This is a genomic window from Dactylosporangium sp. CA-052675 (genome assembly GCF_050947935.1).
GTDB lineage: Bacteria > Actinomycetota > Actinomycetes > Mycobacteriales > Micromonosporaceae > Dactylosporangium.
Genome location: NZ_CP192010.1, coordinates 4,098,554 through 4,117,033, shown reverse-complemented (window position 1 = coordinate 4,117,033; position 18,480 = coordinate 4,098,554). Strand labels below are relative to the sequence as shown.

Genomic DNA, 18,480 nt, shown 5'->3' with positions numbered 1-18,480 from the left:
GGCACCGGCGCGAACCCCCGCATTCGTACTGCCCTATCGACTGCGAACCGCGGGCGGAATCGAACACGGGAGCGGCGGATCCCCTGCCCGGGATCCGCCGCCCCATTCGTGATGCGGCCTTGATGCGGCCCTGCCATCGTGGTCCCATGCGCAAACGGGGGGTCGTCGCCGCGGTGCTCGCCGCCGTGCTGCTGGCGTGCGCCGGGCTCGACGGACTCGTCGCGCGGCTGCGCGTGCAGAACCTCCGGCACATCGGCGAGGTGACCGAGGTCGTCGAGGGCGCGCGGCCCGGCACCGTGCTCGTGCGCACCGAGCGCTCCGGCCGCGGCGCCTGGTGGGTCGTCGACGACCGCGGCGAGGCCGTCGACGACGCCGAGGAGCGGCAGGTCCACAGTGCGGCGATGGAGGAGGGCTGCGCGGCCGGCGCCTGCTACCGCGTGTGGCGCGGCGAGCTCAAGGTGCAGCGCAGCGACAACGGCGGCAGCGGCGAATACCGCACCGTGTGGGAGATCACCGGCCCCGCCTACGCCGCGCTGGCCGACGGCTACCCCGGCCTCGGCGACCGGGCCGAGCACCTCGCCTCCCGCTCGATCGTCGCCCACGCGGTGCCCGGCGGGCACGTGCTGTTCGTCGCCAACGGCCGCGACGGGCTGCTGTACCGCGACGCCCGCGACGCCTGGCACCGGCTGGGCGCGCCGGACGCGGGCGAGGGCTGCTGCTTCTACACGCCGGTGCCGCGCCTGAGCACCGAGCCGGCCCCGTTCGACCCGACCTGGCCCGCGGCCGCCCTCGCCGCCGTCGTCGTGCTGCTGTCGGGCCTGCCGCGCCGCCCGCGCTCCCGGGCCGGCACCGCCACCGTGCTCGTCCTCGCGACCGCCGCCGCCTACGGTGCCGCGCTCGCCGTCAACGTGCCCGACGCCGGCATGCTCCCCGGGCTGCTGTGCGGCACCGTGTGGGCCCTGGCCATCGTCGCCGCCGGCGGCGTGCTGGCCCGCCGGCTCCCCGCGCGCCTGCGCGAGCCGGCGCAGCCCGCCCCGGAACCGTCGCCGCCCGCCCCGGAACCGTCGCCGCCCGGCCCGGAACCGTCGCCGCTCGGCCCGGAACCCTCGCCGCCCGGCCCGCACGCGGCCGATTCCGTCACGCCCTAGCGAGCGAGTGCGCGGCGGGCCCAGTGGGTACCACGGCCGCATGCGCGCATTGACCGTCGTTCCGCTGCAGCCCGGCTCGGCCGAGGTCCGCGACGTGCCCGACCCGCCGCCCGGGGACGGGCGGCTGCTGGTCGAGGGCCTGGCCCTGGGCGTATGCGGCACGGACCGCGAGATCGCCGCCGGCGAGTACGGCTGGGCGCCGCCGGGCCGCGACCGGCTCGTCCTCGGCCACGAGTCCCTCGGCCGCGTGCGGGAGGCCCCCGCCGGCTCCGGGTTCGCGCCCGGGGACCTCGTCGTGGGCATCGTCCGGCGGCCCGACCCGCGCCCGTGCCCCGCCTGCGCGCACGGGGAGTTCGACATGTGCCGCAACGGGGAGTACACGGAGCGGGGCATCAAGGAGCTGGACGGGTACGGCAGCCAACTCTGGAGCGTCGAGCCGCAGTTCGCGGTCGCGCTGGACGCGGGCCTGGCCGAGACCGGGGTGCTGCTCGAGCCCGCGTCGGTCGTGGCCAAGGCCTGGGACCAGGTCGAACGGGTCGGCGCGCGCTCCTACTTCGCGCCGGAGCGGGTGCTGGTCACCGGCGCCGGCCCGATCGGGCTGCTCGCGGCCCTCCTCGGGGTGCAGCGGGGCCTCGACGTCCACGTGCTCGACCGCGCCGAGGCGGGGCCGAAGGCGCGGGCGGCCGGGGCGCTCGGCGCGACGTACCACAGCGGCCCCGTCGCCGAGACCGCCGAGCGCCTGCGGCCCGACGTCATCATCGAGGCCACCGGCGCCCCGCCGGTCGTCCTCGACGCGATCGCGGGCACGGCGGCCTACGGCGTGACGTGCCTGACCGGCGTCTCCTCGAGCGGCCACCGGATCCCCGTCGACCTCGGCCGGGCCAACCGGAGCCTGGTGCTGGAGAACGACGTCGTGGTCGGCTCGGTGAACGCGAACCCGCGGCACTACACCGCGGCGGCGCAGGCCCTGGCCGCCGCCGACCCGGCCTGGCTGGCGAGCCTGATCACCCGGCGGGTGCCGCTGGAGCGCTTCGCCGAGGCCCTCGAGTCGCGGCCCGACGACATCAAGGTGGTCCTCACGCTGGGCTCTTGAGCGCCGGCCCCAGCGCGTCGGGCATCTGCAGCACCGAGAGCAGCCGGCGCACGCCCGGCGGGGCGGCCAGCACCACGAACCGCTCGCCCAGCGACCGGCGCGTGCCGAGCAGCACGCTGAGCCCGGCCAGCGAGCAGAACGTGACCCCGCTCAGGTCGGCCTCGAGCCGGGCCCCGCCGTCACCCGCGGCGTCCTGGAACGCGCCACGGAGCAGGTCGGCGTTGGCCGCGTCGAGGTCGCCGCGCACCGCCATCCGCACGACGCGCGGGGACTCGCGGCGCACGACCGTCGTCATTTCCATGGTCTCGAAGCTCATGCAGCATCACCGCCGGTCACGGTAGGCCGTGCCGGCGGGCCGCAGTACCCACTGCGAGGACGCGAATCGTCGGACGGTCGACGTCCGGGGTCCCCCGAAGGGCCTACTCAGTACGGGTTACCGGTGCCGGGCAGCCGCCCGCGCAACAGCCCGCCCAGGCGCCCGGGGCTGCTCGCGCGCCCGGAGAGCGGGGCGCTGCCGGCGTGGGCCCGGTGCGACATGCCGGCGGCGAGCTCGCGCAGGGCCTCGGACGCGTCGACCGCGGGCCGCCAGCCCAGCTCGGTCGCCGCCCGGGTGGTGTCCAACAGCGGTGCGGACAGCGCCAGCGCCACCCAGCCGGCGTCGACCGGCTGGAGGCGGGCGTGCCAGGTGGCGGCGGCCGCGGCGCGCAGTACCGCCGCCGGAACCGGTACCGTCCGGCCGTGGAAGAGCTCGGCCGCCAGCTCGGGCGTGAGAACCGGGTCGGCGGCGATGTTGTAGGCGCCGCGGGCGTCCGACGTGAGCGCGCGCACGTAGGCGTCGGCGACGTCGTCGGCGTGCACGGCCTGCAGCCGCAGCCGCGGGTGCGCCGGGATCACCGGGACGCGGCCGAAGCGCAGCAGCCGCACGGGGACGAGCGGGCCGAGGAAGTAGCGGGCGATCTCCGTCCCGGCGTCGCGCTGGAAGATCAGCCCCGGGCGCAGCCGCACCACGCGCAGCCGGTCCTCGGCCGCGTCGAGGAGCCCTTCGAGGGCCACCTTGTCGCGGCTGTACGACGAGGCGGCGACCCCGGTCGCGGGCCAGTCCTCGCCGACGCGGCGGTCCTTCGGGCCGGGCGCGTACACGCCGACCGACGACGCCGCGACGAGCGCGCCCACCCCGGCCTGGATCGCGGCGTCCACCACGGCCCGGCTGCCGTCCACGTTGGTGCGCCGCAGCACGGCCCGGTCGTGGCTCGGCTGGATCTGCCAGCCCAGATGCACCACGGCGTCCGCCCCGCGGAAGATGTCCGTCAGCGTGCCGACGGCGTCCGGGGCGCCGATGTCACAGGGGTGCCACACCATTTCGGAGTACTCCGAGCCGCCCGGAATCCGCCGCGCCACACCGACGACGCGGTGGTCGCCATCGGCCCGCAGGCGCCGCAGCAGCGCGGTGCCGGCGTTGCCCGACGCCCCGACCACGACCACACGCATCGTCATCGCCTCCTACCGGGCCGCGCCGTCCGCGCCGCCGTCGTGGGTGCCGGGGTCCGCGCCGCCGTCGGCCGGGCCCTCGTCGGCACCGCCGTCCGCCCCGCCGTCCTGGCCCTCGACGTCGGCGCCCCCGTCCGCGGTGCCCTCGCCGGTCCCCGCGCCGCCGTCCGCGCCGCCGTCATGGGCGCTCGGCACGGCGCCGCCGTCCGCCGGCCCCTCGGCCCCGGAGCCCGCGGGCGTGGTGGTGATGTCATCGTCGTTGAGCGCCATGGCGCGGCTCCTTCGGTCTGCGGCGGATTGTCGCGGTCGATTCCCCCGATACCCCACCCGATCCCCGTCAATCGGGGCGAACCCGCTGAGGGTCGACGGCCCGGTCCGGGAACCGGCGCAGGTACTCGGCCTCGAGCTCGGCCGTGCGGCTGTCGTGGTTGGCGAGGGCCTGCGCGGAGCCGTGCCGGAACGTGTCGTCGCGGGTCTCGTGCAGGTGCCGCAGCTCCCGCGACAGATCGGAGTCGTCCAGCGCCTGGGCCGGGACGCCACCCGAGGTGATGACGGGCGGGGCGAGCTGGGCGAGGGCCTCGCTGGCCTCGTCGTAGGCGTACTCCCCCTCCGGTAGCGTCTCCACCGCGTCGATGACCCCGGCGGGCGCGTCGACGGCGACCGCGTGCCGGTGGATCTCCTCGCGGGTGACCCGCTCACGCCCGGTGTACACGGCGTCGAGCAGCTTTTCGACCTCGTCCATGCGGCCCCGATACCCCCGATGGCGCCGATGCAACAAAGTCGGTACGGTGCGCCCGTGACGGACGTGACGGCGGGCTGTTCGCTCGCGTTCGATGTCGAGCGGGCGGCGGAGATCGTGCTGCAGGTGGCCGCCGCGCGCCGCCCCGGGGTCAGGGTGCACGACGACCTCGGCGTGCGTCTCGACGGCGAGCCGGTGCCGGTCACGCTCGTCGAGACCGGCGACGGCGGCCGGCTGCACGTGGTGCGCGGCGGCCCGGGCCGGCTGGAGATCACCTACGAGGCGCACGCCTCCCTCGCGGGCGAGCCGGCGCGGGTGACGCCGCTGGAGCGGATCGTGGGCATGCGCCCCAGCCGGTACTGCCCGTCGGACCGCATGCTCGGCTTCGCGCTGCGGCAGTTCGGGCCCGTCGACCCCTTCGACGCCGCGGCGGTGGCCGATGCCGTGGCGCGGGTGGTGGCGTACGTGCACGAGCACACCGAGTACCGGGCCGGGGCGAGCACCGGCTCCACCGACGCGGCGGACACGCTGCTGGCCGGCGCCGGGGTCTGCCGCGACTTCGCGCACCTCGTCGCCGCCCTGGTGCGGGCCCTGGACATCCCGGCGCGCACCGCGGCCGTGTACGCGCCCGGGCTGTCCCCGATGGACTTCCACGCCGTCGCCGAGGTGGCGATCGGCGACGTGTGGCGGGTCGTCGACGCGACGCGGCTCGCCCCGCGGCCGAGCCTGCTGCGCATCGCGACCGGCGCGGACGCGGCGACGACGGCGTTCGCCACGGTGCAGTCGGGCCTCGCGGAACTGTCCACGATGGAGGTTCACGCGATCGCCGGGGGCGACCTGCCGCTCGACGACGGCACCGGCCTGGTCTCGCTCCCCTGACCGGCGCGGGCGCACGGCGGGGCCGCCACGCCCTGTCGCCCGCCCGCGGCCACCGGCCCGCTCCACGCGCGGCCGGGCTCGGCCCGGCGCAGCTCGGCGGGGTGTCGGCGCGCCTCAGCGCAACCTTCGGCGGCGACCTGCCCCGCGGCGGACGCGGCCCGGCTTGGCGCGGCGCGGCCCCGCTTGGCACGACCCGGCCCGGCTTGGCACGGCCCGGCCCGGCTTGGCTTGGCCCGGCCCGGCTTGGCTTGGCGCGACGCGGCCCGGCTTGGCGCGACGCGGCCCGGCTTGGCGCGACGCGGCCCGGCTTGGCCCGGCTTGGCGCGGGGCGGGGCGGCGCGGCGGCGGCCCCGCTTGGCACGGGGCGGCGCGGCGCGGGGTGGCGCGGGGTGGGGTCAGGTGTGCGGGTGTTCGGCCCGGTGCTCGCGCAGGAGGTCGCCGCCGAAGTCGGACTCGGGGCGGCGCAGCACCGTGTGGGCGTGGTTGCCGTCGGCGGTCGTGTTGTCGTACTCGATGAGCAGATCCGGCCCCTGCACCCGATAGTAGTGGCGCCCGCCGCGCTCGGGCGGCCCCTCCCACGTGAACGTGAGGGCGTCACGGTCGACGGCGAGGCGGACGTCGGCGGGGAGGCGGTCGAGGTACAGGGCGACGAGCTCGTCCAGCCGCTCCCGGGCCACCCGCGGCAGCTCGGCCGCGGGCACGCCGGGCGGGGGCGGCACCACGTCGGCGCGCGGTCCGCTGTAGATGTCGGCCGGCGCCTCGGGCCGGCGCAGCACGTGCCCGCGCAGCGACTCGGGCAGCGCGTCGAGCAGGTCGAACGCGAGGTCCTGCTCGGGGCCGAGGGGGCGCAGGACGGGGCGGCCGCGGTAGTACGTGGCCAGGGGGTTGGCGCCGAGGAACACCGGCGTCGGGGAGACCGCGTCGCCGTCGAGGGTCATGGTGACGGAGAGATGATGGCCCTCGAAGCGCCAGCCCCAGCGGCCGGCCGGGCCGGGCTCGCCGAAGACGATGACGCGGTAGTCGTCGCTGTGCCGTCCGCGGCCGTAGCCCTCCTTGCGGTCCAGCACCTCCTCGAGCGCGACGATGCCCATCGCCTGGGCGAACGCGTGGGGGCGCAGCGCGGTGGCGAGCAGCCGGTGGGCGGCCTTGCGCGCGTCCGGGTCCAGCTCGCCGAGCGAGACGCCGGGGCGCGGCGCGGGCCGGTACTCGATCCAGCGCCGCTTCCCCACGTCCCCGAACGGCGCGCGCACTCCGGCCGGCGCGGCGTGCAACAGCCGGGCGGCCTCGGCCCGCATGGCGGCGGCAGTCGTCATGGACCAGTTCTACCCGAACCCGCGGAGGATCGGCTCGGCCGTCTTCTACCCGAACCCGCGGAAGACCGGCCCGGTCGTCTTCTACCCGAACCCGCGGAAGACCGGCTCGATCGTCTTCTACCCGAACCCGCGGAAGACCGGCTCGATCGTCGCCGCCGCGATGTGGACGTCCGCGGCGACCAGGGTGCGCAGGCGGTCGGGCGGGTGGTGGGCGGCGAGGCGGCGCTGGAGGCTCGCGGCCTGCACGCGCCAGAGGCCGAGCAGCGCCACGGCCGCGATGTGGGCCGCCGGGGCCGGCTCGGGCGCGGCCGACCGGTCGGCGAGCAGGCGCGCGGCGGTCTCGGTGAGGCGGTCGATCATGTCGTGCTGGTGCGAGCGCAGCTCCGGGGTGCTGGTGCTCAGCTCGCGGAAGCGGCGGAGGGTCTCGCTCGCGGCGGCCGGGTCCGGCTGGCTCGCGAGCCAGGCGGTGAGGCCGTCCAGCTCGGCGTCGAGCACGGCGAGCGCGGCCGGCAGCGGCGCCGAGCCCGGGTCGGCCAGGGCCGTGCGCAGGGCGGTCAGGGTGTCGTCGAAGCGGTCGAGCAGCAGCGACTCCTTCGTCGGGAAGTAGTTGAAGACCGTCCGCTCCGACACCCCGCACGCCTCGGCGATCTCGGTGACCCGCACGTCGTCGAAGCCGCGCTCCAGGAACAGCCGCGTCGCCGTGGCCGACAGCCGGGCCCGCATCTGCCGCTTCTTGCGCTCCCGCAGCCCCCCGGTCTCCTCCCCCGCGGCGCCGTCGGGCAGCCAGGTGACCGCCGTGTCGCTCATTCCGCCATCGTACTTCAGCCGCTGCAGAAATCCTGCTACCGTAAACTTGCAGCGACTGAAAAACTCGCCTGGTCCGGGTGGGAGACAACCGAACATGGAACAGCCCGAGGCGGCAAGGACGCTTGGAAACGCGCCGGCTCCGGGTGAGAAGTAGCAACGAAGTCGTGCCCGAGGCGGCAAGGCCGCTTGGAAACGCGCCGGCTCCGGGTGAGAAGTAGCAGCGAAGTCGTGCCCGAGGCTGCGGGGAGCGGCTGCGAGAGGGCGCCCCGAAGCGGCGCCGGGAGCTCGTCGTCCAGAACGGGAACGCAGACCGAGAGAACGCAGACCGAGAGAACGCAGACCGAGAGAACGCAGACCGAGAGAAGGTGTCCATGGCGGTGCTCCACGCGCTCACCCTGATCCTCACGGGGCTCCTCGCCGGCGAGGAGTTCATCGTCCGCTACGGCGTGCAGCCGGCCCTGCTCCGCCTCGACGACCGCGCGCACATCCAGGCCCGCGTCGCGCTCGTGCGCAGCCTGCGCGTCGTGGTGCCCGCGATCATGCTGCCGGCGGTCGCCGCCGCGGTCGCGCTGCTCGTCCTCGCCGGCGGCCCCGGGGTCGCCTGGCGGTGGGCGGGGATCGCGGCCCTCGCCGCGTTCCTGGGCTTCTCGTTCCTGGGCACGGTACCGATCAACATGAAGGTCGTCGGCTGGGACCCCGACGCCCCGCCCGCGGACTGGCGCGCGACGGTCGCCCGGTGGCAGCGCCTCGACGTGCTGCGGTCCTCGGCCGCGATCGTGGGCTTCGGCTGTTTCGTGACGGCACTGGCGGTACAACTGGGATAGGTTTCGGCTTCCTCGCCCGGGGGAACGCCAGCTGCGGCGACATGCGGGAGGTGAGCGGGGTGACGGCGGACGGTCGGGTCAACGACCCGGAGGCGCTGCGGGCCGAGATCGTGCGCACGCGCGCCGCCCTCGGCGAGACGCTCGAGGCTCTGGCCGCGAAGACGGACGTCAAGGCCCGGGCGAGAGCCGCCGCCGACCGCACCGTGCACCGCACCGTGGCGCGCCTCTCGGCGCGTCGCACCCGGCTCGTCCTGGCCGCCGGGGCGACGATGGTCGTGGGAGCGATCGTCGCGATCGCCCTGCGTGGCCGCCGCCCGAATCGACGTTCTTGAGGGAGACATGATGAAGCTGCTGCCCATCGCCGCGGGTCTGGCCGTCGGCTACGTGCTGGGGACGCGCGCCGGCCGCGCGAAGTACGAGCAGATCGTGGACAACGCGCGCCAGGTCCGCGCCAACCCGACCCTGGGCCAGCTCAGCGAGGCGGCCCGCAACATCGCCACGCCGCCGAGCACGACCTTCGGCACCACCACCACCACCAGCACCAGCTGAGCGCCGCCGCGGCATCAGGGCGTCAGGAGGCGTTCGGCGACGTCGAACGCCTCCTCGCCCGCGGTGCGGTGGTCGGTCACGAACGCGTGGACGTCGCCGTCCGCTCGCGCCGGCACGCGGCCGCACGCGGAGATGCCGCGCAGCTGGCTGAAGACGCACAGGACCCGGCCGCCGGCCGTCGCCGCGGCCGCCTCGTGCAGGGACTCGCAGCGGCGGAACAGTTCCCCGAGACGGCGGGACGCGGCGCTGTTGTCGGTGTAGATGCCGCCCCAGCCGACCTGCAGGAGCACCGCGAGCGGGCCGTGGACGAGGTGGTAGTTGATCGCGTACGAGTTCACGCCGTGCCCCGCGTGGCTCACGGCGACGTAGTCGGGCACGCGCGCCGCGAGGACGTCGGCGGGGAAGTCGGGCTCGAACATGTACATCCGGAAACCGTCGATCTCGCGCGTCGCCCAGCACCAGTCGCGCACGGTGCGCAGCCGCGGCCGCAGCGGCTCGGGAACCGGTGGGACCGGCAGGCGGCTCCCCGTGAACGCGGCCACCATCTCCGCATAGGCGGTGTGCACGCGACGATTGTCCGGCCGCCCGGCCCGGCCGCGCAATGCGTTGCGGCACCCGGAATCGATCGGCCGAACGGCTCAGGTTCCGGCGGCGCCGATGCGTGGACGCAGGGCGGCCCAGACCGCCGCGGGGTCCGGGGCCTCGGCGATCTGGGCGGCGACGCGTTCGGCGTGGCGACGGTACGACGGCTCGCGCAGCACCTCGGCGACCGCCTCGGCGGCGCGTGCGGGATCGTCGATCGCGATGCCCGCCCCGGCGGCCACGACCCGCTCGGCGTTCTGCGGCTTCTCGGCGCCCTTCGGCCACAGCACCATCGGGATGCCCCGGCTCAGCGCGGCGAGCACCGTCCCGGCGCCACCGGCCGCGAGGACCACGCTGACGCCCGCGTCGAGCAGCTGCGCTATCGGCACGAAGCCGACGAACCGCACGTTCGCCCGGGCGTCGGCGAGTGAGCGCGGGAGCCCGGCCGGTACCGTCGCCAGAACGTCCACATTGTCCAGTGCGGCCACCGCGTCGACGAGCGCGTCGAGCGGCCCGGCCTCGAGCAGGACCGTCCCGAGCGTGACGAGCACCCGGAAACCGGCCGGGGCCGGCAGGTCGAAGGGCTCGGTTCCGGTGTACGCCCTGGGCCGGATCGCCAGCCGGTCCCGCGCCGCCACCCACCCCGGCCCGTGCAGCGCCGGCGGCCAGAGGTCCACGAGCGCCAGGCGGGCCGGCCGGGCGAGGCCGCGCGCGGCATAGCGCGGGGCCAGCCGCGCCTGCATCGCCGGCCCGAGCTCGGGCGGCGACACGGGCAGCCCGACCGCGTGCCGGACGAGCGGCACCCCGAGCGTGGCCGCGACCATGGGCCCGATCGTGTCGTACTCGTCGGCGACCACGACCTCGGCCCCGAACTCCCGGGCCCGGCGCAGCGCCGCGTCGAACGAGGTGTCCACGAGGGTCCCCGCGAACAGCTCGGCCACCGGCTCGAAGCCCGAGTGCATGTCGGCGCCGCCGGTGCGCCGGTCGTTCTCGGCGAGCAGGTCGTCGACGCCGGGCCCGGCGGGGAGCACCGGCAGCCCGCCGACCAGCCCGGTCAGCGACTCGGGGACGGCGAACGCCACGTCGTCCCCGGCGGCGGCGACGGCCTCGGCGAGCGGGAGGAGCGGCAGGAGATGCCCGTGGATCGGCACGGCGGTGAAGAGCACGCGCATGGACCCGGATTATTGCACCGCCGTCGCGGTCCGCGAAGGAGTCCCGGACGCGCGACGGTCGAGGACGCGGGCGGCCTGTCGGACCACAACCTCGTCGTCGCGCTCATAGGAAGCTGACCCCGGTCAGCTCCTCGGCCGCCGCCCACAGCCGCCGGCCGACCGCGGGATCGGCCGCCTCGCGGCTGAGCCGGGCCTCGGTGACCCGCCCGCGCGTCTCGAAGAGCCCGGCCGGCCCGAAGAACTCCCCGCCCCGCACGCCCGGGTCGGTCGCGGCCCGCAGCTGCGGCAGCGCGCCGCGCTCGACCGGCTGGGTGGCGATCAGCCCGGCCCGGGCGATCACGCGTCCGAGCCGCCCGCGGTGCTCCCAGGCCCGCGGCGTGAGGTTGGTGCGGGTCAGCCCGGGGTGCGCGAGGGCGCTGACGATCGGCGACCCGGCCGCGCGCAGCCGCCGGTCCAGCTCGACGCCGAAGACGGTGGTGGCGAGCTTGGACCGGCCGTAGGCGGACGAGGCCCGGTAGCCGCGCTCGAACATCAGGTCGTCGAAGTCGAGGTGCGCGGTCTTGTGCGTGATCGAGCTCAGGTTCACCACCCGGGGCGCCGGGGCCGCGGCCAGGGTGCCCAGCAGCAGCCCGGTCAGCGCGAAGTGGCCGAGCAGGTTGGTGCCCAGCTGCAGCTCGAAGCCGTCGGCGGTGCGCCGGCGGGGGCCGAGCAGCACCACGCCGGCGTTGTTGACCAACAGGTCGACGGCGGGATGGTCGGCGGACAGCCCCGCCGCGAACGCGCGCACCGAGGCGAGCGACGCCAGGTCCAGCTCCCGGACCTCGACGGCGCCGCCGATGCGCCGGGCGGCCTCGGCCCCGGCGGCGGTGTTGCGCACGGCGAGCACGACCCGGGCGCCGTGCCGGGCCAGCTCGGTCGCGGTGACCAGGCCGAGGCCCGAATTCGCGCCGGTCACGACGGCGATCCGGCCGTGCTGGGCGGGCATGTCGGCGGTGGTCCATCCGGTCATCTGCGGCCTCCGGGAAATGTCGTGGTCGACACGACGCTAGGCGCCCCGGGCCCGGCTTCCGTCGTTCTGCCGGACCTACCCTGGGCGCCCGGCGGCGCGGCACACTTGCCCCATGACCCATCCGTACGCCCGCGAGCTCGGCGACTTCCTGCGCGCCCGCCGCGCTCGCCTCCGCCCGCGCGACGTGGGCCTGGAGCCGGGCGGCCGCCGCAAGGTCGCCGGGCTGCGCCGCGAGGAGCTGGCCCTGCTGGCCGGGCTGAGCACCGACTACTACCAGCGGATGGAGCAGGGGCGCGAGGTACGGCCGTCCGATGACGTGCTCGACGCGCTCGCCGGTGCCCTCGGCCTCGACGACCAGGAGCGCCGGCACCTGTTGACCCTCGCCCACGCCGCCCGCCGGCCGGTGCCGGCCCGGGTGGAGCGCGCGCCGGAGCGGGTGCCGGACAGCACCCGGCGGCTGCTGCGGGTGATGGACACCCCGGCGGTCGTGCTCGGCCGCCACCTGGACCTGCTGGACTGGAACCCGAAGGCGGTGGCGCTGCTCGGCGACCCGGACGGCTACCCGCCGGACCGGCTCAACATGCTGCTGCTGATGTTCGACGACACGCTCACGAGCCGGCGCACCTGCCCCGACTGGGAGCAGCAGGCCCTGGACTACATCGGCATGATGCGCGCCGCGGTCGCCACCGACCCCACGCACCCGCGGGCCACCGCGATCGTCGGCGAGCTGAGCATCCGCAGCGCCGAGTTCCGGCGGCTGTGGGGGCGCCACGACGTACGCGAATCGGTCAGCGGCACCAAGACGTTCCGCATCCCCGAGGTCGGCGACGTCGTGCTCGACTGGGACACCTACCCGCTGCCCGGCAACCCCGGCCCGGTCATGCTGGTGTTCACCGCCGAGCCGGGCACACCCCACGCCGACCGCCTGCGGCTGCTGTAGACCTCGCGGGACGCCCGGGCGTCAGCCGGCGCTGCCCGCTGCCGTCCCGGCCGCGGCCTCGACCATCTGCGCGAGGGCCCCGGCGACGAGGGCCACGGGCCGGTCCTCGTCGCCGGCCAGGCGCCGCAGGGTGTCCAGCGCCAGGGTCCCGGGCAGCTCGGCCAGGGCCTGCGTCAGCCGGATCCGTACGTCCGGGCCGGCCCCGGGCGTGGCGAGCTCGGCGACGAGCGCGCCGAGGATCCGCGCGCCCCACTCCCCCTCCCGGGCCAGCGCCCCGAGCAGCTCGGCCGCCTCGACGTCGTTCGGCCCCTCGACGACCATCCCGACGAGCGTCGGCACGGCCGCGGTCACCCCCCGCGCGCCCAGCGCGAGCGCGGCCTGCCGGCGGATCGCCTCGTCCTCGTCGTCGAGCGCCCCCGCCAGCAGCCCCGTCGCCTCGTCCTCGGGCAGTTCCGCGAGCGCCAGTACCGCCCGCCGCCGGACCTCCGCGTCGCCGGAGCCCAGCCCCGCGGCCAGCCCCGCGACCCCGTCGCCCCCGGCCCGCGCCAGGGCCCACCGCAGCGCCCCGGCCACGTTCGGGTCGGCCTCGGTGAGCACCGCGCGGGCGAGCACGTCGGCGGGGACGGGCGCGGCCTCGGCCGGCGCGAGGGCGGCCTGCTGCCGGCGCGCCGCGCTCGGCGAGGCCAGCCCGTGCAGCAGCTCCACGACCCGGGCGACGTCCGGCCAGGCGGCGGGCCCGGCCGCGTCGACCGTCCGGAGCCGGTCGAGCAGCTCCCGCTCCCGTTCGAGGCGCTCCCCGGTCCGCCGGATGAGGTCGCGGACCAGCGCGGACGGCGTGAACCCGGGGTCCTCGAGCGTGCGCGCGATCTGCCGCAGCGACAGCCCGAGCGACCGCAGGCCCTCCACGTAGAAGATCCGCCGGACGTCCTGCGGGGTGTACTCCCGGTATCCGCCCACCGTCCGCCCGGTCGGGCGCACCAGCCCGAGGGAGTCGTAGTGCCGCAGCATCCGCGCACTCACCCCGGACCGGCGCGCCACCTCACCGATCAGCACGCAACTGCTCCTCCCGTTCCCGCCCGAGCGCGTCGACCCGCCTCGCCGCGTTCAGGTCCGGCTCGAACGCCGAGTCCGGATCGCGCAGCAGCCGCTCGGTGGCGGCGGCGTGCGCCCGCACCCCGGCCTCGGGGTGCGCCGCGGCCGCCCGCAGCACCGGCTCGACGACGTCCCCGAGCGCGGCGAGGGACCGGCTCAGGCTCAGTTGTACCTCGCGGTCGCCCCGGCCGAGCTGCGTACCCAGTTCCGCGGCGAGCGCCGCCCGCCCGCCGTCGGGCACGAGCACGACGGCCGCCCGCCACGCCGCCCGCGCGACCTCGTCGTCCCCGTCGCGCAGCAACGCGACCGTGATCGCGGGCCAGGCCCCGGCGTCGCCGATCTTCGACAGCGTGTGCAGCGCCTGGGCGCGCGCCTGCGCCCGCCCGGACGTCAGCTCGGCGACGAGCCGCGGCACGGTGACCTCGCGCGGGAGGCGGGTGAGCGCCCACGTGAGCATGTCGCGCACGAAGAAGTCCGGCTCGACCGCACACCGTGCCACGAGCACGTCGGCGTACCCGTCGCCGGCCCGCGTCCCGATCGCGAGAGCCGCCTTGAGCCGCGTCGAGGCCTGGGCCGCACCGAGCGCGTCCGCGAGCCGCCTGTCGTCATCGTAGGTGGATGTCGCGTTCATGCGGTCAGTCAAGGCCTTGACACAGTGAGAAGGTCAAGGCCCGTGTTCGCCCGCGCATCAGGCGCCGAAGCCGGCGTACCGTCCTCCGTGGCGTTGGGCCAGCGCTGACAGCTGCGCCACCCGGGCATGGTGGCCCGGATCGGGCGGAAGCTCGGGAAACGCCGCGGCGATGTGCCGATGACCCGGACGCGTCCGGCCTTCGGTCTGATCGCTGACCTCGGCGCCGAGCTCCGCCAGGTCCGCCACGCACGCGTCGACGGTGCCCGGGTCGTCCGGGAGGTCGACGTGGTGGACGGTTCGCCGCGGTGCTGGGGGTGGGTAGTCGCCGTAGTCGTCGGACATCGCCCAGTGCATGCGCTGGCACAGGTCGGCGAGCAGCGCGTTCAGCGCTCCGGCCGACGCGCCTCGGGGCAGCGGGCCGTGGTCGGTGAGCCGTTCGAGGAGCCGGCGCACGAGCTCCGGGGGAAGCTCGTCGGTCGTGAGCTGGGCGTGCACGGTCACCAGGACGCCGAACAACGCCTCGAGCTCCGGCAGCGGCAGCGCTCGAGGATGTGCCTCCATACCCGCCACACTACTGACCCGCCCGCGGGACGCGGCTGGCACGCCGACCGCCGACCACGAGCCCAGGGCCGACCACGTCGCGCAGCGGCCACCCATCACCGGCCGGGGCACTGCAATGCCGATGAGCGCGCACCGGACGCCGGGGATCGAGCGGTGGCATTGTCAGGTCAGTGTCAGAACGATTTTCCCGGTGGCGTGGCCGGACTCGCTGATGCGGTGTGCCTCGGCCGCCTGTTCCAGCGGAAATGTACGGTCCACGATCACGCGGAGGGCTTCGCGTTCGATCAGCGTGCTGATCTGGCGCAGGTCGTCTCCGGACGGGGTGAAGCCGAAGACGGTGTAGCGGAGGCCGTGTTCGCGGGCGAGTTCGTGGATCGGATCCCGGTCGGGTCCGGTGCCGCGGACGTCGACCAGAATGCCGGTCCTTTTGAGAGTCGCCAGTGAGCGTGGTCCGTACGCTCCGCTGATCGGATCGATGACGGCGTCGATGTCGTGGGCCGCCTCGGCGAAGTCGGTGCTGGTGTAGTCGATGGCCTCGTCGATGCCGAGCTTTTCCAGGAAGTCGTGCTTCGCTGTGCTGGCGGTGCCCAGGACATAGGCGCCGTGGGCTTTGGCTATCTGCACGGCGAGGTGGCCGATTCCGCCGGCCGCGGCGTGGACGAGGACTCGTTGCCCGGGTTTCACTTGAGCGACTTGGATCAAGGCCTGCCAGGCGGTCAGCGCCGCCGTGGGTACTGCGGCGGCGTGGGTCAGGTCCAGGTTCGCCGGGACAGGTGCCAGGGACTGCTCGGCGACGGTGACGTATTCAGCGTGGCTGCCCTGGGGCAGCGAGACCCCGTAGACCGCGTCACCGGGATGGAACCGGCTCGGCCCGCCGACCGCCGCGACGGTTCCGGCCAGGTCCAGCCCGAGGGTGAACGGCGGCGGACCGAATCTTGGCAGGAGGCCGGCGCGCCGTTTCCAATCCGCCGGGTTGATCGATGCGGCCCGGACACGCACCAGCACCTCGCCGGCGCCCGGCATTGGACGCCCCGTCTGGATGATCTCCAGGACTTCTGGGCCGCCGAAAGCCCGCTGACTCACCGCACGCATGGTTCGCTCATCTCCGTTCGCCGGTCGGCTTACGTCGATGCTGCTGCAAGGCGGTATCCCTTGTGAAGTAGGCACCTATACGGTATGTAGGTACCTCATGGAGACTGCCTTTCCGCGCACGTGTCCGTCGCGGACCGTGCTGGAGGTGCTCGCGAACAAGTGGGCGCTCTACGTGCTGGCCGCGCTGCGCAGCGACGAACGACCGATCCGGTTCAACGAGCTTCGCCGGCTGCTGGACGGCATCACGCAGAAGATGCTGACCCAGACGCTGCGTGCGCTGGAGCGCGACGGGCTCGTCCGCAGATCGGTGCATCCCACGACCCCGCCCAGCGTCGAGTACAGCCTGACGCCCTTGGGCGTCGAGGCGGGCACGCTGACCACTGCGATCGCCGACTGGTCGAAACAGCACGCGCGGCAAATCCTCGCATCTCGCCAGGACTTCGATCGCCGTGACAGCTGACGCCATCCAGGAAGGCTGCCGGCGAGCCACCGAACGCCACCGGGACATCCACCTCTGCCGCGATGCGCCCGCGGGGCCGTTGCCGTTGTCCATGGATGCCGAGCTGAGGACAGCCGAGGTACCGCGTCCCGCCGGGCAGACGCTGTCGGCGGCCCTGGGCCATGGCTGGGCCAGCCCGGGCACCGGTGTCGCACCGACGGACTGGCCGACAGACTGGCGGAGGGCGGCCCCGTTGACCGGCCGCCCTCCTCCGCGATCGCTACACCGTGGTCAACGTGACCGACGACAGGTCCCGCTGGCCCAGCGACGTCTTCACGCGCAGGATCAGCAGGTGCCGCCCGGGGCCGCCTTCGACACCGTTGCCGGAGTTGGCCGGCAACAGCGTCGCCACGCCGTTGTCGACCAGGTACAGGTGGCCGTTGGACTGGGCGCACTGCGTGTACGGCAGTGACGCGGTCCACTCGAAGGTGGGATGCCCGGGCGCCGCGACGACCGGGTTCGACGACGTCAGGGCGCCGGTCGCGTTCTGCAGGCAGATGGCTGAGTCGACGGTGATGTCGGCGTGGGCCGGCCCGGCGCTCACCAGGAGGGTGCCGATCGTGGTCAGGGCGGCCAGTGCGGCGGCGCCGCTCGTACGCAAAGTGCTCATGTCCCAGAAGGTGTTCCACCCCGTTCCAACCGGAAGTTCCCTGACGATGTGATCCAGTGCTGGACGACGCCGTCGCGGACGTTCCGCAGACCGCGTTCGAAGCACTGCACCCGGTCGTCGCCGTCACCGATCCGCTCGCTCGGGTCGACCAGAAAACCCCGCACAAGTAGCCGCATAGCGCTCGGTACCGACTGCGACGGCCCTCGATCTCGCCGGTGTAGGGGAACGCCGTCAACGGTGACCGCTCAGATCCAGGTGCGCGCCGAACGTCGCGGCCGGGCGGTCCGAGTCGGCCTTCCAACACCTCATGCAGGTTCTGTGAGCCAAGTACTTGGTTTAGTGTCCTGCCCGTGTTCTGAACAGTCGACACTGGGGGTGAGACCGTTGACCAGCTATGTCTGTCCCGTTTGCCGGGCCGGCTTCGCGACGCACGACGGGTTCTACTGCACGGGTTGCAACGTGCGGTATCCCGTCATCCGGGGCATGCCCGTGCTGTGCCCCGCCCCGTATCGCCATCTCGGGGAAGAGGCTCTGCGCATCGTCGAATACCGCCAGAGCAACCGGGCTCACGGGAAAACGGTCCAACCGGACACGACATTGCTGGACGACATCTGCGACAGGATGACGGATGCGATCAGCCCGTTGCTGACCGTGCGGTCCGTCCTGGCCACCGCGGCCGCCCGGCCGCCGGTAAGGTCTCGAAACTCGTACTCGCCGGTGCAGTCCCTGCATTACCTGCGCCGAGACTGGAGCGGCACACCAGCGTGTGAGGAGGAGATCCGGGACGTCACCCAGGCGGCTCTCAAGGCGCTGGACAACGCCGGCGGTGAGCGTTCGAGGATCCTGCTCCTGGGTGCGGGCACCGGGCGGTTCGCGAGCGAGTTGTCGCCGCATTTCGCATCGACACACGCCATGGAGCTGTCAGTTCCCATGGGCCTCCTCAGGGACTTCCTGCGCGACGGACCGCTGCGCTTCACCGTTCTCGACCGGCGGAACCGGCGATCCGAGGCCGACCTACGCCAACAGCACACCGCGTCGAGCCTCGGCGTCGAGCTGGACTCGGTGGACTGGGCGATCGCGGACGCCTTGCACTGCCCATATCCCGACGGCTATTTCTCGACCGTGGCGTCGCTGTACTTCTCGGACGTCGTACCGCCCAGTCGGCTGCTGTCCGAGGTGTCTCGCATACTCGCTCCGGGGGGAACCTTCGTGCACGTCGGTCCGCTGGGGTACCAGTTCGACCAGCCCGCCGACGACCATTGGCCGGCCGAGCGATGGCCCGCCGAGGTCGAGAAGTTCGGCCTGCGAGCGGTGTTCACCGACTGGGTTCGATCGACCCATCACGTCGATGCGTCGTCGATGTTCACCTCGCTGGTGGACAACTTCGTGCTCGCCTGCAAGAAGCGCGTCTGAGCGACCGCCACCCGAACTACATCCTCGCCGTCCACCTGG

23 protein-coding genes are annotated in these 18,480 nt (G+C 74.6%); 9 read left to right on the top strand and 14 right to left on the bottom strand.

Annotation, left to right across the window (positions count from 1 at the left end; translation table 11 throughout):
* The first annotated feature begins 146 nt into the window (after window positions 1-146).
* A complete protein-coding gene (locus ACQP1P_RS18880; RefSeq protein ID WP_433087990.1) occupies window positions 147-1,148 on the top strand; it encodes a hypothetical protein in 1,002 nt (333 codons plus the stop codon).
* A gap of 40 nt (window positions 1,149-1,188) precedes the next feature.
* Window positions 1,189-2,241 carry a glucose 1-dehydrogenase gene (locus tag ACQP1P_RS18875; protein ID WP_433087989.1) on the top strand — a complete coding sequence of 351 codons (1,053 nt, stop codon included), beginning with the start codon at window positions 1,189-1,191 and terminating at the stop codon, window positions 2,239-2,241.
* Here ACQP1P_RS18875 and ACQP1P_RS18870 read toward each other — a convergent pair.
* The 4 genes from ACQP1P_RS18870 to ACQP1P_RS18855 all read right to left on the bottom strand — a co-directional run bounded on the left by ACQP1P_RS18870 (window position 2,225) and on the right by ACQP1P_RS18855 (window position 4,471).
* Window positions 2,225-2,557 (bottom strand): STAS domain-containing protein, encoded by a 333-nt coding sequence (locus tag ACQP1P_RS18870; RefSeq protein WP_433087988.1) that lies wholly within the window; start codon window positions 2,555-2,557, stop codon window positions 2,225-2,227. The two genes, ACQP1P_RS18875 and ACQP1P_RS18870, sit on opposite strands and share 17 nt — an antisense overlap.
* 107 nt (window positions 2,558-2,664) lie before the next feature.
* Entirely contained in the window at window positions 2,665-3,729 is a 1,065-nt protein-coding gene (locus ACQP1P_RS18865; protein WP_433090050.1) for an NAD-dependent epimerase/dehydratase family protein, read from the bottom strand.
* Between the two features lie 12 nt (window positions 3,730-3,741).
* Window positions 3,742-3,999 carry a hypothetical protein gene (locus ACQP1P_RS18860; RefSeq protein WP_433087987.1) on the bottom strand — a complete coding sequence of 86 codons (258 nt, stop codon included), beginning with the start codon at window positions 3,997-3,999 and terminating at the stop codon, window positions 3,742-3,744.
* A gap of 67 nt (window positions 4,000-4,066) precedes the next feature.
* Window positions 4,067-4,471, bottom strand: coding sequence for a DUF6158 family protein (locus ACQP1P_RS18855; RefSeq protein WP_433087986.1), 405 nt, complete (start codon window positions 4,469-4,471; stop codon window positions 4,067-4,069).
* Between the two features lie 54 nt (window positions 4,472-4,525).
* On the opposite strand from ACQP1P_RS18855, the gene ACQP1P_RS18850 reads away from it, so the two are divergent.
* Window positions 4,526-5,347: a transglutaminase-like domain-containing protein gene (locus tag ACQP1P_RS18850; RefSeq protein WP_433087985.1), complete on the top strand. Its 822-nt coding sequence runs from the start codon at window positions 4,526-4,528 to the stop codon at window positions 5,345-5,347.
* 395 nt (window positions 5,348-5,742) lie between these two features.
* On the opposite strand, the gene ACQP1P_RS18845 is transcribed toward ACQP1P_RS18850, so the two are convergent.
* Both ACQP1P_RS18845 and ACQP1P_RS18840 read right to left on the bottom strand, forming a co-directional pair.
* A complete protein-coding gene (locus ACQP1P_RS18845) occupies window positions 5,743-6,660 on the bottom strand; it encodes a DUF3500 domain-containing protein (RefSeq protein ID WP_433087984.1) in 918 nt (305 codons plus the stop codon).
* Window positions 6,661-6,777: 117 nt separating this feature from the next.
* On the bottom strand, window positions 6,778-7,467 hold the full coding sequence (locus tag ACQP1P_RS18840; protein WP_433087983.1) for a TetR family transcriptional regulator: 690 nt from the start codon (window positions 7,465-7,467) through the stop codon (window positions 6,778-6,780).
* A gap of 371 nt (window positions 7,468-7,838) precedes the next feature.
* Here ACQP1P_RS18840 and ACQP1P_RS18835 point away from each other — a divergent pair, with 371 nt between their 5' ends.
* From ACQP1P_RS18835 to ACQP1P_RS18825, 3 genes are read left to right on the top strand one after another with little or no spacing between them, the layout of a single operon-like run.
* On the top strand, window positions 7,839-8,291 hold the full coding sequence (locus ACQP1P_RS18835; RefSeq protein ID WP_433087982.1) for an anthrone oxygenase family protein: 453 nt from the start codon (window positions 7,839-7,841) through the stop codon (window positions 8,289-8,291).
* Window positions 8,292-8,350: 59 nt separating this feature from the next.
* Window positions 8,351-8,623 (top strand): DUF3618 domain-containing protein, encoded by a 273-nt coding sequence (locus ACQP1P_RS18830; RefSeq protein WP_433087981.1) that lies wholly within the window; start codon window positions 8,351-8,353, stop codon window positions 8,621-8,623.
* Window positions 8,624-8,630: 7 nt separating this feature from the next.
* A complete protein-coding gene (locus tag ACQP1P_RS18825) occupies window positions 8,631-8,840 on the top strand; it encodes a hypothetical protein (protein ID WP_433087980.1) in 210 nt (69 codons plus the stop codon).
* A 14-nt stretch (window positions 8,841-8,854) separates the two neighbouring features.
* On the opposite strand, the gene ACQP1P_RS18820 is transcribed toward ACQP1P_RS18825, so the two are convergent.
* The 3 genes from ACQP1P_RS18820 to ACQP1P_RS18810 form a co-directional block, all read right to left on the bottom strand.
* Window positions 8,855-9,406, bottom strand: coding sequence for a hypothetical protein (locus ACQP1P_RS18820; protein WP_433087979.1), 552 nt, complete (start codon window positions 9,404-9,406; stop codon window positions 8,855-8,857).
* 72 nt (window positions 9,407-9,478) lie between these two features.
* Complete coding sequence (locus ACQP1P_RS18815; RefSeq protein ID WP_433087978.1) at window positions 9,479-10,594, bottom strand: glycosyltransferase; 1,116 nt, start codon at window positions 10,592-10,594, stop codon at window positions 9,479-9,481.
* Between the two features lie 103 nt (window positions 10,595-10,697).
* On the bottom strand, window positions 10,698-11,603 hold the full coding sequence (locus tag ACQP1P_RS18810; RefSeq protein ID WP_433087977.1) for an oxidoreductase: 906 nt from the start codon (window positions 11,601-11,603) through the stop codon (window positions 10,698-10,700).
* Between the two features lie 112 nt (window positions 11,604-11,715).
* On the opposite strand from ACQP1P_RS18810, the gene ACQP1P_RS18805 reads away from it, so the two are divergent.
* The gene (locus ACQP1P_RS18805; protein WP_433087976.1) at window positions 11,716-12,543 is read left to right on the top strand and encodes a helix-turn-helix transcriptional regulator; all 828 of its coding nucleotides are present in this window, start codon (window positions 11,716-11,718) and stop codon (window positions 12,541-12,543) included.
* A 21-nt stretch (window positions 12,544-12,564) separates the two neighbouring features.
* On the opposite strand, the gene ACQP1P_RS18800 is transcribed toward ACQP1P_RS18805, so the two are convergent.
* The 4 genes from ACQP1P_RS18800 to ACQP1P_RS18785 form a co-directional block, all read right to left on the bottom strand.
* A complete protein-coding gene (locus ACQP1P_RS18800) occupies window positions 12,565-13,596 on the bottom strand; it encodes a MerR family transcriptional regulator (protein WP_433087975.1) in 1,032 nt (343 codons plus the stop codon).
* A complete protein-coding gene (locus ACQP1P_RS18795; RefSeq protein WP_433087974.1) occupies window positions 13,583-14,266 on the bottom strand; it encodes a HEAT repeat domain-containing protein in 684 nt (227 codons plus the stop codon). Before ACQP1P_RS18795 ends, ACQP1P_RS18800 begins: the two co-directional genes overlap by 14 nt.
* A 57-nt stretch (window positions 14,267-14,323) precedes the next feature.
* Complete coding sequence (locus ACQP1P_RS18790) at window positions 14,324-14,827, bottom strand: hypothetical protein (protein ID WP_433087973.1); 504 nt, start codon at window positions 14,825-14,827, stop codon at window positions 14,324-14,326.
* A 162-nt stretch (window positions 14,828-14,989) separates the two neighbouring features.
* Window positions 14,990-15,919: an NADP-dependent oxidoreductase gene (locus tag ACQP1P_RS18785; protein ID WP_433087972.1), complete on the bottom strand. Its 930-nt coding sequence runs from the start codon at window positions 15,917-15,919 to the stop codon at window positions 14,990-14,992.
* A gap of 136 nt (window positions 15,920-16,055) precedes the next feature.
* On the opposite strand from ACQP1P_RS18785, the gene ACQP1P_RS18780 reads away from it, so the two are divergent.
* Entirely contained in the window at window positions 16,056-16,379 is a 324-nt protein-coding gene (locus ACQP1P_RS18780; RefSeq protein WP_433087971.1) for a winged helix-turn-helix transcriptional regulator, read from the top strand.
* A 259-nt stretch (window positions 16,380-16,638) separates the two neighbouring features.
* Here ACQP1P_RS18780 and ACQP1P_RS18775 read toward each other — a convergent pair whose 3' ends face one another.
* Window positions 16,639-17,028 (bottom strand): hypothetical protein, encoded by a 390-nt coding sequence (locus ACQP1P_RS18775; RefSeq protein ID WP_433087970.1) that lies wholly within the window; start codon window positions 17,026-17,028, stop codon window positions 16,639-16,641.
* 384 nt (window positions 17,029-17,412) lie between these two features.
* Between ACQP1P_RS18775 and ACQP1P_RS18770 the strand changes: the two genes are divergently transcribed.
* Entirely contained in the window at window positions 17,413-18,441 is a 1,029-nt protein-coding gene (locus ACQP1P_RS18770) for a methyltransferase domain-containing protein (RefSeq protein WP_433087969.1), read from the top strand.
* Window positions 18,442-18,480 lie beyond the last annotated feature (39 nt).

Coding starts and splice junctions, on each gene's coding strand:
- ACQP1P_RS18880 (WP_433087990.1), top strand. CDS start 147: ATGCGCAAACGGGGGGTCGTCGCCGCGGTGCTCGCCGCCGTGCTGCTG.
- ACQP1P_RS18875 (WP_433087989.1), top strand. CDS start 1,189: ATGCGCGCATTGACCGTCGTTCCGCTGCAGCCCGGCTCGGCCGAGGTC.
- ACQP1P_RS18870 (WP_433087988.1), bottom strand. CDS start 2,557: ATGAGCTTCGAGACCATGGAAATGACGACGGTCGTGCGCCGCGAGTCC.
- ACQP1P_RS18865 (WP_433090050.1), bottom strand. CDS start 3,729: ATGCGTGTGGTCGTGGTCGGGGCGTCGGGCAACGCCGGCACCGCGCTG.
- ACQP1P_RS18860 (WP_433087987.1), bottom strand. CDS start 3,999: ATGGCGCTCAACGACGATGACATCACCACCACGCCCGCGGGCTCCGGG.
- ACQP1P_RS18855 (WP_433087986.1), bottom strand. CDS start 4,471: ATGGACGAGGTCGAAAAGCTGCTCGACGCCGTGTACACCGGGCGTGAG.
- ACQP1P_RS18845 (WP_433087984.1), bottom strand. CDS start 6,660: ATGACGACTGCCGCCGCCATGCGGGCCGAGGCCGCCCGGCTGTTGCAC.
- ACQP1P_RS18840 (WP_433087983.1), bottom strand. CDS start 7,467: ATGAGCGACACGGCGGTCACCTGGCTGCCCGACGGCGCCGCGGGGGAG.
- ACQP1P_RS18835 (WP_433087982.1), top strand. CDS start 7,839: ATGGCGGTGCTCCACGCGCTCACCCTGATCCTCACGGGGCTCCTCGCC.
- ACQP1P_RS18825 (WP_433087980.1), top strand. CDS start 8,631: ATGATGAAGCTGCTGCCCATCGCCGCGGGTCTGGCCGTCGGCTACGTG.
- ACQP1P_RS18815 (WP_433087978.1), bottom strand. CDS start 10,594: ATGCGCGTGCTCTTCACCGCCGTGCCGATCCACGGGCATCTCCTGCCG.
- ACQP1P_RS18810 (WP_433087977.1), bottom strand. CDS start 11,603: ATGACCGGATGGACCACCGCCGACATGCCCGCCCAGCACGGCCGGATC.
- ACQP1P_RS18805 (WP_433087976.1), top strand. CDS start 11,716: ATGACCCATCCGTACGCCCGCGAGCTCGGCGACTTCCTGCGCGCCCGC.
- ACQP1P_RS18795 (WP_433087974.1), bottom strand. CDS start 14,266: ATGAACGCGACATCCACCTACGATGACGACAGGCGGCTCGCGGACGCG.
- ACQP1P_RS18790 (WP_433087973.1), bottom strand. CDS start 14,827: ATGGAGGCACATCCTCGAGCGCTGCCGCTGCCGGAGCTCGAGGCGTTG.
- ACQP1P_RS18785 (WP_433087972.1), bottom strand. CDS start 15,919: ATGCGTGCGGTGAGTCAGCGGGCTTTCGGCGGCCCAGAAGTCCTGGAG.
- ACQP1P_RS18775 (WP_433087970.1), bottom strand. CDS start 17,028: ATGAGCACTTTGCGTACGAGCGGCGCCGCCGCACTGGCCGCCCTGACC.